This window comes from Dorea sp. 210702-DFI.3.125 (genome assembly GCF_020560945.1).
GTDB lineage: Bacteria > Bacillota > Clostridia > Lachnospirales > Lachnospiraceae > Dorea > Dorea formicigenerans.
The window spans coordinates 1-12,099 of record NZ_JAJCNF010000034.1; the positions used below are offsets into that span (position 1 = coordinate 1).

13 protein-coding genes and 1 pseudogene are annotated in these 12,099 nt (G+C 42.0%); 9 read left to right on the plus strand and 5 right to left on the minus strand.

The window, feature by feature from the left end:
- A pseudogene (locus LI164_RS13385) lies at positions 1-217 on the plus strand (TipAS antibiotic-recognition domain-containing protein); the annotation flags it as partial.
- Between the two features lie 97 nt (positions 218-314).
- On the opposite strand, the gene LI164_RS13390 reads toward LI164_RS13385, so the two are convergent.
- From LI164_RS13390 to LI164_RS13410, 5 genes are read right to left on the minus strand one after another with little or no spacing between them, the layout of a single operon-like run.
- A complete protein-coding gene (locus LI164_RS13390) occupies positions 315-995 on the minus strand; it encodes a DUF6040 family protein (RefSeq protein ID WP_055213334.1) in 681 nt (226 codons plus the stop codon).
- Positions 985-2,454, minus strand: coding sequence for a MobQ family relaxase (gene mobQ / locus LI164_RS13395; protein WP_055213337.1), 1,470 nt, complete (start codon positions 2,452-2,454; stop codon positions 985-987). Before mobQ ends, LI164_RS13390 begins: the two co-directional genes overlap by 11 nt.
- Positions 2,429-2,803, minus strand: a complete 375-nt coding sequence (locus LI164_RS13400; RefSeq protein ID WP_055213339.1) for a hypothetical protein — start codon at positions 2,801-2,803, stop codon at positions 2,429-2,431. Before LI164_RS13400 ends, mobQ begins: the two co-directional genes overlap by 26 nt.
- Complete coding sequence (locus tag LI164_RS13405) at positions 2,796-3,125, minus strand: DUF3847 domain-containing protein (RefSeq protein ID WP_055213341.1); 330 nt, start codon at positions 3,123-3,125, stop codon at positions 2,796-2,798. Before LI164_RS13405 ends, LI164_RS13400 begins: the two co-directional genes overlap by 8 nt.
- A 16-nt stretch (positions 3,126-3,141) precedes the next feature.
- The gene (locus LI164_RS13410; RefSeq protein WP_055213344.1) at positions 3,142-3,336 is read right to left on the minus strand and encodes a transposon-encoded TnpW family protein; all 195 of its coding nucleotides are present in this window, start codon (positions 3,334-3,336) and stop codon (positions 3,142-3,144) included.
- A 239-nt stretch (positions 3,337-3,575) separates the two neighbouring features.
- Between LI164_RS13410 and LI164_RS13415 the strand changes: the two genes are divergently transcribed.
- The 8 genes from LI164_RS13415 to LI164_RS13450 all read left to right on the plus strand — a co-directional run bounded on the left by LI164_RS13415 (position 3,576) and on the right by LI164_RS13450 (position 12,088).
- Positions 3,576-4,322: a hypothetical protein gene (locus LI164_RS13415; RefSeq protein WP_055213347.1), complete on the plus strand. Its 747-nt coding sequence runs from the start codon at positions 3,576-3,578 to the stop codon at positions 4,320-4,322.
- A 90-nt stretch (positions 4,323-4,412) separates the two neighbouring features.
- Positions 4,413-5,318, plus strand: coding sequence for a hypothetical protein (locus LI164_RS13420; RefSeq protein WP_055213351.1), 906 nt, complete (start codon positions 4,413-4,415; stop codon positions 5,316-5,318).
- Positions 5,315-6,244: a RhuM family protein gene (rhuM, locus tag LI164_RS13425; protein WP_055213354.1), complete on the plus strand. Its 930-nt coding sequence runs from the start codon at positions 5,315-5,317 to the stop codon at positions 6,242-6,244. The genes LI164_RS13420 and rhuM overlap by 4 nt, the downstream gene beginning before the upstream one ends.
- An 8-nt stretch (positions 6,245-6,252) precedes the next feature.
- Complete coding sequence (locus tag LI164_RS13430) at positions 6,253-7,152, plus strand: AAA family ATPase (protein ID WP_330377795.1); 900 nt, start codon at positions 6,253-6,255, stop codon at positions 7,150-7,152.
- A gap of 280 nt (positions 7,153-7,432) precedes the next feature.
- Positions 7,433-9,265 (plus strand): recombinase family protein, encoded by a 1,833-nt coding sequence (locus tag LI164_RS13435; RefSeq protein WP_227087266.1) that lies wholly within the window; start codon positions 7,433-7,435, stop codon positions 9,263-9,265.
- 341 nt (positions 9,266-9,606) lie between these two features.
- Positions 9,607-10,128 (plus strand): DUF5720 family protein, encoded by a 522-nt coding sequence (locus LI164_RS13440; RefSeq protein WP_005361050.1) that lies wholly within the window; start codon positions 9,607-9,609, stop codon positions 10,126-10,128.
- A gap of 29 nt (positions 10,129-10,157) precedes the next feature.
- On the plus strand, positions 10,158-11,030 hold the full coding sequence (locus LI164_RS13445; protein ID WP_118651066.1) for a DUF6017 domain-containing protein: 873 nt from the start codon (positions 10,158-10,160) through the stop codon (positions 11,028-11,030).
- A 77-nt stretch (positions 11,031-11,107) separates the two neighbouring features.
- A complete protein-coding gene (locus LI164_RS13450) occupies positions 11,108-12,088 on the plus strand; it encodes a DUF3991 domain-containing protein (protein WP_117514325.1) in 981 nt (326 codons plus the stop codon).
- Positions 12,089-12,099 lie beyond the last annotated feature (11 nt).

Consider the following 12,099-nt stretch of genomic DNA (forward strand, 5'->3'; position numbering starts at 1 on the left):
AGATTCTTTTGAAGTAAAAGAGCTTGTTGGAGAATATGGCTTTGTTATGAAACAGTTTTCCCAGATAAAAGAAGAAAAAGGCTTTATGATGGCACAGGCGCAATATTACCGCAATGAAAAAATCAGACCAATGATAGACGAAAAATACGGTGAAGGGGCTTCTGATTTCTTTGCACGGGCAATAGAGTCGTTTTACACAAACAGACAGGTAATCTAAATATTTGCCTAAATGTATCTCCTCATTCTATAGGTGAAACAGAATTTCAAATCTGAAATATACAGTCCATCACATCAACGTGACGGGCTGTACTTCCTTAATAGCGATATTTACTACATTCAGCCACATATATTCCTGCCGCAAGCAATACTCCAACATCTATCAACCATAGCAGGAATAGGTTCATCGGTAAAATCATTCGGATATAATCTCCAAGATATACAACCACCATCAACAGCAGAATTGCAATGGATACAGTCCATATATTAATTCCTGACTGTACCTTCTTTCGATACTTATCCCACGCCATATGACAGATAAAAAAGAGCAGGATTCCGGTTATGATGAATAGTAACGCCAATGCAATCCAATAAACGACATTTCTCCATATCGGCTGACTAATCATGTCTGCGAGCAATTGTGCAAGTCCACATTCTGCATCAGCTATCATTTCCAGCACTTCTCCACAGCCATTCAAGAAAGTGGTAAAAAAATCCACTGTGTCTTTCCAAAATGCCTCCTGCTGAAAAGCTGTCAGTATCATAGTTGTTGTGCAAAGCATTATAAATAGAAACAGATAATTTTCCAAATACTCTTTTCGTTTACGGTAGTTTGTAATCTTCTTATCAAGCAATGACTGCTTACAGTTTTTGCACTTTTCATACAGCACTTTTCTCTCAACCTCTACTTCCTTAATCTTCATATGGCTTCTTGCATAAGCTGCATCCTGTTCTGCCTGTTTCTGCTTATGCAAAGCGGCATTTGCCTTATCGGTCATTTCCTCGTTTTCGAGCCTTAATCTTTCGTTGTCTTTCAGAATCCTGTCGCTCTCGTTCTGCTTCACGATATGCTCTGCCTGTCTGCGAATCTTTAATGACTGCTCCTGAAGCTGCGTCGTTTGCTCTTGCATCAGCACCTGCACGTTCTGCCATTCGGATAAGGTCGGAAGCTGCTGTAGTTCGCTCTCTAACGCTTGTATGGTCTGTGTCTTTTCCGTCAGTTCCGCCTGCATTTGCTCCATCTGTTCCAGCATTGCCAGCAGATCTGAGTCTCTGTAATCTCTCAAATCGTTCATAAATCTCTTTTCTCCTCTCTAAAGCTTCATCAATTGTTCGTTTTCGTCGTTCAATTGCTGCACCAATGACTGCAACGAATTGATCTGTCTGTCCTTTTCCCTGATTACTTTCTCTGCCTGTGCCAAGTCCTGATTCGCCGCCTGCAGTTCCTCTGTAATCTCCAATATCAGTTCCTGCTGCTCTGTCATAAGTGCGAGCATCTCTTCCAGTATTGGAAGTTCGTTTTGCAATATTTCTTTCTCCATAGTGCATCCTCACTTTCATTAAATTGTCCTTTAGTTCCATCAGCCTTTTTCCTATTCCCAAAACAGTATCTTTCAGTTTGGAAATGATTTGGTTCAGCCGCTTTATTTCACGGTTAAGTTCCATCCGTTCCGAAACAATCCCCCTCCGTTCCATCTGTCTGGCTGCGTATCCCTCGTGAATCGTGGGAATCCGTTCAATGCCCTGTCGTTTAAAGCTCCTGTGGTCTATCTGATTCTCTGGTGCAATATACTGGTTGCACATATCCGCCCAGGAACTGCGCCACTTTTCAGCATTGGACTGACTATTCCAGTCATTGGACAGAACCGTAACACGTTTCCATAACTTCTCATTCCGCTTTCCAAGTTTCTGCAACCCAGTATTTTCATCCATCAGTGGAATCCGTTCTCCGTTTTCATCCAGCGCATAAGTTTTCTTTTCCTTTGGAGCCCAGCTTCCGTCTTCCTTGAATCCTCTGGTGGTCAACAGGATATGGGCGTGTGGATTTTGGTGCAAAACTGTTTTTCCATCCACATGCTTTTCGTGAATTGCCATATCCGCACACATTCCAGCGGAAGTGAAATTTTCTGCAATATAATTCCGCAAAAGTGTAATCTGGTCTTCCCTTGAAAGCTCAACCGGAAGTGCCACTTCAATTTCCCTTGCAAGCTGGGCATCCGATTTCTTTTCCACTTTCTGCACCTCGTTCCAGAGAATTTCCCGGTTCTGATATTCCTGTGGTGCATTGGCTGGGAGAAAAATTTCCGAATAGATTACACTGCTTTTCCTTGTGTAATCGTGCGTATATCCGGTTTCCTTTTCTTCCAATTTGACACCTGCCCGGTAAGCAGCTGCGGCAACTGCACCTTTTCCAGAGCTTCGGCTGACTATCTTAATGGAAAGATGAAAAATCGCCATCGTACCACCTCCCCGTATGATATTGAAAAACCGCATAGGCGGTTTTTGCTTTACCATTTTGCCGTATCCGGCACATAGCCGTCTGCAAGACCGCTCTCTGCGAAGAGTGCGATGCAACTGCACAAGTTGCTGTCATCCAAGTACACAACTTGGTCTGGCAGAAAGCCCCGCCGACGGAACGAGCCCGGCAAGCAAAGCGCAGACCGGTTGCCACCTGTGGCAAACTTATACAAGACAGGCTCTGCCTGTCTATAAGTGCGCCCTTCTCTCTAACGAGAAAAGGGAATTGCAAAAGCATTCCTGCCTCTGCAACTCCCAACATATAAAAAGAAGATACTGCGTTATTCATTCTCAGTTCCTTCTGTTTCACTGCCCGTATCCGGGCACTTTTCCATTGCTCTGGTAAAATATTTTCCATTTCGTTCCTGCTGATTTAGGAAATTCAAAAGACGCATCACATCTTCCTCCACCAGCGGACGATTCAGTACCTTTTCCACGGTTCCTCCAATCTGGCACAGCAGATGTGTACGTTTCTTGCGTTCCTCTGCTTTTTTCTGCTGTTTGAGCCGCTTCATCTGTGCCTGATACTGTTTCGCCTTTTCCATTACCTGCTCATACTGTATTTCCTTTTCAGAAATGCGTTCCTCAATACTTCTCTGTGTTCTAGCCATAAGATTGTTCCTCCTTTTAAACTGCTTCTGCTTCATCAGTAGCTGATGAAATTTCGTCCGTAAGTGCCACCATACCCATCAGGTGTAGCAGTTTATCCGCTACGGTATCCGTTGTGTCTTCTTCGAAATGCACATTGACACGATAGGTGGTGTTTCCAATTCTTTTTGTAAAAGTGCCGGTACACTTTTCACCATTCTGTTTCTTCTCCATAAAAACCCTCCATTCCTTCAATAAACAATTGATAATCGAACACTTGTTTGCTATAATAAATGCATAGCAGTTGGGGCACGAATGGAAATGTGAATCATTCCTTTTTTCATTTTCGTTTTCTCCTTTCTTAAATTTGAGTAATCTGTTTCAATTAAAACAATTACTCCTTCACATAAAGGAGAAAATTCCGATGCAAAACGGAACTGTTTTGAAAAGATTTTTTGAAAAAGGATTTTTATATGGAGAGCAGAGAAGATTTTTATTTTGATAATTCGGATAATCTGGAATCAGATGATACGATAGAAAAAGAAGAACATTATAAATGGACGATTGCACTGGAAGAGGAAACTAAAGAAGATGCTTTCATCCCGGAAGAGGATTTACTGGAACAGGCAGAACCTGAGGTTGCCGAACGGCTGATATTAAAAAGAGACCTGCGAAAAGCTGCTATTGCAAGAATGGAAGCTGCTGCCAGAACACAGGGAGATTTTGAAGATGTCATTGACGCATGGGATAAAGAGGACAAAAACCGTGAAAGGCGTGAACGTTATCACGAGGTCTGCAGAGATGATGCAGAAGTTCCGTTTGAGTACAATATGTCTCCGGATGAGATTGTTATCCCGGCACCCATTCAAAGCGTGTACTGGCAGCAAATGATGAAGGGAGAATTTTTGGATGTGATATTTGACTGTCCTTATGAATTACAGGAGCTTGTATGCGACAGCAATATCTCACAGATACTAAGTGAATTGAGCGAAAAGCACAAAGCACTTTTTTATTTTTTATATATCAGGGATTACAGTACATGCTGTCTTGCGAAAATGTATGAGCAGTCTGACCGGAATATCCGCAAGGTGAGAGCAACCATTTTAAGGAAGATTCATAAAAAACTGATTCCAGTTTTGCAGTATAAATGTGATAACGGACTGTCAACAACCATGAAAGAACGAAACTTTTTAGAAAGACATTGCAGTACGGATGGATAGATGATATGATTGGAATGTAATCGAATTTTGTTTATAACAATTACTCTTAATAAAGATAGACATTTATGACGAAACAGAGGTATCAGAAATATGGATAACATTTTTAAACGCACCAGTGCTCACTGGGTACGTTATGATAAATATGAATGGAAAGAATCGACTGACGGCGTTTTGTACCTTACTCCGGCAAAAGATGCTGTAATGTCACTTTACAATCCCATCAAGGAGTATGAGGAACTGGTACTGACCGCTCTTGGAATTGGTCTTGATGTTATGCAGAAAAAAGCTTCTATGGAAGAACTAAAACAGAGGATTCAGAGCTTTGCAGAACACTTTGGACTTCTTGGACTGATGACCGCACTTCCGACCACACCGGAATTTATCACCTATGATGCGGTGTATCTTCCAAAGAATCATTTCATCAAACAAGAAACGCTTTCTACGGAAGATTACCTCGCCTACTTCTTTCCTTTTGACAAGATCTCTTTTGTAAAAAAAGGTCGGGAATCTATGTGGAATACAGATAGCAGGGAAATGTTTGCGGTGATTATGGCAATACAAGATAAGCCCCAAGCAGTGCTTATGAGCTTTCAAAAGGAATATGCTGAAAGCTATGAATGGATTACCATGGTATTCTCTGACTGGGCTTTTACCTTTGTTACCAGCTTTCTGTATTATCAGGATTATGATACGTTGGAGGAAGCAGAACGGAATGTGTACCGAAAAGGAATGGAGTGTTTTGGCGGCATTGCACCGACCTACCACATAGAACTTTTGGATAAGCCCACCATTGTCTGGGATTTCCATTCCCTGATGCTCGCCATTCAGATGATGTTTTCCTTTATGATAACGGATGAAAACTCTACGCTGAAACTGTGCAAGCACTGTGGAAAGATATTTGTAGCCAGCCGCTCCAATGTGCAGTTCTGTTCTCCGCAATGTAAAAATCAGCATAATGTATATAAGTGTCGGGCGAAAAAGGAGGATTCCGAATGAACAATAATAAAGATGAAATAGTTTTATTTGAAAATGGAGAATTAGCATTGGAAGTAAATGTATCTCCTCAACTGGAAACGGTATGGCTGTCCTCAAACCAAATGGCACTTCTTTATGGCAGGGATGAAAAAACCATTCGAAAGCATGTCAACAAGATTTTTACCGATGGAGAACTGGAACGAGAGAGCAACACGCAAAAAATGCGTGTTGCTGGTGTCAGTCAGCCGGTTGCTTTCTATAACCTCGATGTCATCATATCCGTTGGATACCGTGTCAATTCAAAGCAGGGCATCGCTTTTCGAAAATGGGCAAACTCCATCTTGAAGCAGTACATAATTCAGGGATATGCTGTAAATGCTAACCGTATGAACCAACTCGGTGAGGTGATACGGATTATGAAGCGAACAGAAAATAGTCTGGATGCTAAACAGGTACTTTCAGTAATCGAAAAATACAGTCTTGCTTTAGACTTGCTGGATGATTATGATCACCAGACAATGAAACGCCCGAATGGAAGCAAAACAGTCTATATTTTATCCTATGAAGAATGCAGACAAGTCATTGACAGTATGAAGTTTTCAGCTGATTCCGATTTATTTGGAAATGAAAAGGATGATTCCTTTAAGGGCAGCATAGGTAATATCTACCAGAGCTTTGCAGGTCAGGATATTTACCCGACACTGGAAGAAAAGGCTGCAAACCTTTTGTATTTCATAACAAAGAATCACAGCTTTTCCGATGGAAACAAACGAATCGCAGCAACAATGTTTCTGTATTTCCTTGATAAAAATGGCATCCTGTTTGCTGATGGAAACAAGCTGATTGACGATCATACACTTGTAGCACTGACGATTATGATTGCAGAATCAAAACCAGATGAAAAAGAAATGATGATAAGCGTAATTATGAACTGTATTTGCGGATAGGCAAGATTTTGGCAGCTGATGCATTCATTTATAGCTTAATGGTTGTGGATAATGTACTGCAAAGTATTGGAGATAGAGGAAGTAAGAACACAATGATTTATTTAAGTAGTTTTATGTTGAGTAACAAACAAGTAAAAAATCCGAATATATATCCCTATAATGTTTTTCGTGGAAAATATATTGAACCATTTGTATTTTCACCTATTACAGTTTTTTACGGGAATAATGGTTCAGGAAAATCTACATTATTGAACATAATTGCAAACAGACTTCAACTAAATGGTAAAGAATATGCTACGAGTAATTCTTTTGGAATCGTAGATTATTGTAACGCATTTTCAAATGAGTGTTCGTATAGTCTGGGTGAAGACGATTTTGGATTCGTTATAAAGAATCTTCCAGGAAATAGCCGGTATATTAAGAGCGAAGATATTTTGTACGAAATTAAAAAGATTCAGCAAAAGCAAGTATTATCGGATGGGATGGAATACGATTATGTACAGAAAGGTATGACAATACAGGAAGCAAAAGACTTTTTATCTTCGAAAGAAGGAAGAAAACAAGAAGAATATATTAAATTTGCACAGGAAAAATATTCGAACGGAGAAACTTCAATGCAATACTTTGAAGAATATTTACAACCAAATGCGCTATATCTTCTTGACGAACCAGAGGTTTCTCTTTCACCCTCTAATCAGGTGCTTCTAGCAAATGAAATTAACAAGTTGGCAAGGTTACTGGAATGTCAATTTGTTATTGCAACACACTCACCTTTTATGCTTGGTACACTAAATGCCAAAATATATAACATAGATACAAAAGAATATGATGTAGTAAAATGGAATGAATTAGAAAATGTTCAATATTTTTACAATTTTTTCAAAAAGCACGAACAGGAATTTTTATAAGTTATCATAGCTGTGTCAAAATAACAACCTTCCTTTCTCGTAAACAGTTACATATTATTAACAAAACCGTTCCGCTTATCCCATCAAATTTCTCCTATAAGTGAAGGAACAATTTCTGACTTTATGACAGGGTTACATGCCCTGTCATTTTTATGGTCATTTTTGAAAATCTGTTCCCGAATCACAAGATTATATGGCAGTGACCTCGTATCTATGATAGAATAAATTCATCCATAGATGCCCGGTCACAGAGGTATGGATACCTCGGAAAGGAGATTTTATGAAGAGACCGGACAACAACAAAATAACAGCACTTTACGAGAGACTGTCACGAGATGATGAACTGAATGGAGACAGTAACAGCATTGTAAACCAGAAGAAAATGCTTGAAAAGTATGCCAAAGAACAGGGATTTACGAACCTTGCTCACTATACCGATGATGGGTATAGCGGCACAAACTTTGACAGACCGGATTGGAAGCGATTGACTGCTGACATTGAAGAAGGAAATATTGGATGTGTTATCGTCAAGGATATGAGCCGAATCGGCAGAAATTATCTGGAAGTAGGCTTTTATACGGAAGTTCTATTCCGTGAAAAGGGTGTCCGCTTTATTGCTATTTCCAATGGTGTTGACAGCACACATTCTGAATCCAATGAATTTGCACCATTCTTAAACATTATGAATGAATGGTATGTGCGTGATACCAGCAGGAAAATCAAGTCTGTACTTCGCAACAAGGGTATGGAAGGCAAGCATCTGACTTCTAATGCCATCTACGGATACAAAAAAGACCCAGAAGATAACAACCACTGGCTTGTTGATGAAGAAGCCGCTGCTGTGGTAAGACGCATTTTCCAGTTGATTATTGAAGGAAATGGACCGATGCAGGTTGCGAGAATTCTTACAAACGAAAAGGTTGAACGTCCTTCCTACTATCTTGCAAAACAAGGACTCGGTACTTGCAGAGGTAAATGCGATATGACAAGACCTTATTCGTGGACAGCTACCACCATCACAGACCTCGTATCAAAACCGGAATACATGGGGCACACAGTTAATTTCAGAACCTTCAAGGAATCATACAAGGACAAGCATTCCCAATATGCTAATCCGGAGGACTGGCTGATATTCAGAGATACGCAGGAAGCTATTGTTGATGAAGACACCTGGTATATGGTTCAGAAAATCAGAGAGACCAAGCACCGCCCAATCGCACAGGGCAAAGCAAATCCATTGACCGGACTCATGTTTTGCGCAGATTGTGGTGCTAAAATGTTCAACCACCGCACAAAAGGCTATGAGAAAAAGGATAAGGATGGAAATCCGACCGGTAAATATACCAATGCACAGAATAATTACACCTGCTCTACTTACAGCAAGGCAAAGGGACATTTTGAAAACAAATGCTCCCAACACCACGTAAGAACAGATGTGGTCAGAGACCTGATTTTGACAACACTACAATATACGGCAAGCTATGTCAAAGAACATGAGGATGAATTTCTGGAAAAGGTTAGAAAATCCAATGTTCTGAAGCAGGAATTAGATACGAAGGCTCTCACAAAAAAGATTGCAAAATCTGAAAAGAGGGTTGCTGAACTTGATCATCTGATAAAACGTATTTATGAAGATAATGTATCTGGGAAGCTGTCGGATAAGCGTTTTGAATTGCTGTCTACTGATTACGAAAAGGAGCAGTCGGAATTAGAAGAATTCCTTACTTCTGCCCGAGAGCAGTTAGCCACAGCAAAGGAAGAAGCTTCCAATGTCAATAAATTCATCGCACTGGTTCATAAGTACACAGATTTTTCTGAACTGACCACACCAATGATTCACGAATTTATAGACAGAATTGAAGTTCACGAAGCTGACAAGTCAACAGGGGAACGCACACAGGAAATCGACATTTATCTCAAATATGTAGGCAAGCTGGATGTTCCAATGCCTGAACTGACACCGGAAGAATTAGCCGAAGAAGAACGGAAACGTCGCAAGCGTGCGTGGAATCGAACCTACAACCGACGCAAAGCTGAGAAAGAACGTGCTGAAAAAGAAAAAGCAACTTTAGAAGCTGCAACTGATACTGACAAATCTAAAAAGGGAGCATAGGCAACTGCCGGAAACTCCCATTACATAAGGGTTTCAAGCCCACTTCTAAAAATATCCCTATGAAAGTGAAACATGGGAATGCCGTTACGGTATAATAACGACAAACAGAAAAAGCCTTTATTTTCAAGGGGTTTGAGCGTTTGTCGTCTTTTATTCAATTCCTTTTCCAAGTTGAAAATTGACGAAAACTATAAAGAAAAAAGGAGGCTGTTTTATTAACGACAAAATTTAATAGTGCCAGCGGTCCGGCTTTATGTCTGACCGCTGGTTGCCGTGGGCGTTTCACTTTTATAGGTGGACGCCCTTTTTTCATACTCATTTTCGAGAGAAAGGAGATCCACATGGAATTAAACGAAATGGAAAAAAAGCTGCTCTTTCAAGTGGAGGGCGATTATCAGACAAAGATCCTGAATGAACTTTATATGACCGTGCGGTATTCAAATAATTCCGAACAGCGGGAGGCGGCAGAAGGTCTTATGGCAAAACTTCGTGTTCTGTCAAATGCAGAGTGCATGGACTTGGTAAAAGATATTCAGAAGAATTACCGTCTGCCCTATCCAGCCCGGACGATTGGAGAAAAGATCGCCGAGGCCAGACAACAATCAGGGGCAGAAAAATTGAAGGGGCATGACATCATGGCACTTGAACGCTTTGATCCAGAAGTAAAGCACATGATCGTCTTTGATGTATTGTCTTACGATTCCCCTGTTGGCGACAAAGGCGATAAGATGCGCTTGTTCCTTACAGATGCCGGCTATCAGAAATTTTTAGAGAGCCAGGAACGGGGCGAAGTGAAACTGAAAAACCATGCGAAGGTCTCTGACGGTCATCTCCATTATGACCGCAGGGATCATGCCTTGTAACGGAATAGTCGAAGAAAGGAGGCGGTACAATGGCAGTATTCCGTGTAGAGAAAACAAAGGACTTTACGATAATGAGCAATCACCATCTGCGCAATACGGAGTTGTCCTTAAAGGCAAAGGGGCTTTTATCACTTATGTTGTCGCTGCCGGAAGATTGGGATTATACCACAAAGGGACTCGCCCATATCTGCAAGGATGGTGTGGATTCTATCACTACTGCCCTGAAGGAACTGGAGCGGCATGGTTATCTCACCAGACAGCGCCTCCGCTATGATAACGGGCAGTTGGGAGACATTGAATATACGATCCATGAGCAGCCTGTAAGTACCGAAAACACAGGGCTTTCACCTAAACGGGAAAATCCAAGACAGGTAAAACCAGAACAGGCAAAACCTAAACAGGCGGAACCTGAACAGGAAAATCCGGCACAATTAAATACTAATCCATTAAGAACAAAAAAATCAAAAAAAGATAAATCAATAACTTATCCATCAATCTATCCGGCAGAGCCGGAAGCGGCAAACCGCACGGATGGGATGGATCGGATAGAGCTGATAGAAGCCTATCGTGAAATCATCAAAGAAAATATCGAATATGACTTACTGGTCTTACGGTATGGCAGGGAACGTCTGGACGAAACCCTTGAACTTATGCTTGAAGTGATTTTGTCGAAACGCCCTTACATACGCATCGCCGGAGATGATTTTCCGCGGGAGATCGTCAAGAGCCGGTTCCTGAAGATCAATTCCGGTCACTTAGAGTATGTCTTTGACTGTATCGACAAGAACACGACGAAGGTCGGAAATATCAAAGCATATCTGCTGGCGGCGCTGTATAATGCCCCGGCTACAATGGACAGCTATTACCGTGCCGAGGTCAATCACGATCTGTACGGCTGTTAGGCACCTTTGGGTGTCTTTTTTCATTCCATCACAGGAAGGAGGCAAAGCACGATGAAAAGAATCACTGTGCCGGTACAATGCCCGGCGTAACCAAAGAACAGATTCAGGCAGCGCGGGAAGCTGATCTGTTTACTTACCTGCAGTTCCATGAACCCGGTGTGCTGAAACGGGATGGACCTAATTTCCGGCATAAGGAACATGACAGTCTGGTATATGTGACCGGGAAAAGGTACTGGTACTGGAACAGCCGTGGACGGAGTATCAATGCGCTGGACTACCTGATCCAGATTCGGGGATATGGTCTTGTGGATGCGGTTCATGCTCTGGTAGGTGGCGAAATCCGACATACACCGGCTTACCGAAGTACGGCAGAAATACAGGTATCAAAAGAACCGGAAAAGAAAGCATTCTCTCTCCCCTGGGCCAGACGTTGCGCGACCGCTGCGGTCTCCTATTTGCAGAAACGGGGGATCAGCTCAGAAGTCATTCGCCAGTGTTTACAAGCCGGGATTTTTTACGAAGCCCGGTATCATGGAGAACCGGTTTGTGTATTTGTAGGGAAAGATGATTCCGGGAAAGCGAAGTTCGCCTGTATGCGCAGTATCGGCGGCAATCTCAAAAAGGATGTCTATGGCAGCGACAAAGGATATAACTTTTGTTATCCCCCGCAAAGTCCGGGTAGCCGGCATGTGGCAGTCTTTGAAGCTCCTATTGATGCGCTTTCCCATGCAACGCTTCAAGAGCTGGAGGGATGGAAATGGAATGGTTACCGCTTGTCTTTGGGAGGTACTTCCCATGTGGCGCTGACTTCTTTTCTGGAACGCCACCCGGAGATCCGGCGTGTTACCCTTTATATGGACCACGATCTTGCCGGATTTGTCAATGCCCGGAAAATCAAGACCATGCTCCACGAGGATAAACGTTTCCGTCATATCCGGGTAAGTGTCAACCCTCCCCGGATGGGAAAAGATTACAATGAAAAATTGCTGGAGGTTCGGGAACAACTGCAAACCAGCCAGCACCAACGCCGCCCAAAAGAGGCGGCTGTTTCAATTTAGGGAGGATTTCA

What these genes read in the sequence shown, in the direction of transcription:
- LI164_RS13390 (WP_055213334.1), bottom strand. Translation starts at nt 995, where the DNA reads ATGACCGATAAGGCAAATGCCGCTTTGCATAAGCAGAAACAGGCAGAA.
- mobQ (WP_055213337.1), bottom strand. Translation starts at nt 2,454, where the DNA reads ATGGCGATTTTTCATCTTTCCATTAAGATAGTCAGCCGAAGCTCTGGA.
- LI164_RS13400 (WP_055213339.1), bottom strand. Translation starts at nt 2,803, where the DNA reads ATGAATAACGCAGTATCTTCTTTTTATATGTTGGGAGTTGCAGAGGCA.
- LI164_RS13405 (WP_055213341.1), bottom strand. Translation starts at nt 3,125, where the DNA reads ATGGCTAGAACACAGAGAAGTATTGAGGAACGCATTTCTGAAAAGGAA.
- LI164_RS13410 (WP_055213344.1), bottom strand. Translation starts at nt 3,336, where the DNA reads ATGGAGAAGAAACAGAATGGTGAAAAGTGTACCGGCACTTTTACAAAA.
- LI164_RS13415 (WP_055213347.1), top strand. Translation starts at nt 3,576, where the DNA reads ATGGAGAGCAGAGAAGATTTTTATTTTGATAATTCGGATAATCTGGAA.
- LI164_RS13420 (WP_055213351.1), top strand. Translation starts at nt 4,413, where the DNA reads ATGGATAACATTTTTAAACGCACCAGTGCTCACTGGGTACGTTATGAT.
- rhuM (WP_055213354.1), top strand. Translation starts at nt 5,315, where the DNA reads ATGAACAATAATAAAGATGAAATAGTTTTATTTGAAAATGGAGAATTA.
- LI164_RS13435 (WP_227087266.1), top strand. Translation starts at nt 7,433, where the DNA reads ATGAAGAGACCGGACAACAACAAAATAACAGCACTTTACGAGAGACTG.
- LI164_RS13440 (WP_005361050.1), top strand. Translation starts at nt 9,607, where the DNA reads ATGGAATTAAACGAAATGGAAAAAAAGCTGCTCTTTCAAGTGGAGGGC.
- LI164_RS13445 (WP_118651066.1), top strand. Translation starts at nt 10,158, where the DNA reads ATGGCAGTATTCCGTGTAGAGAAAACAAAGGACTTTACGATAATGAGC.
- LI164_RS13450 (WP_117514325.1), top strand. Translation starts at nt 11,108, where the DNA reads ATGCCCGGCGTAACCAAAGAACAGATTCAGGCAGCGCGGGAAGCTGAT.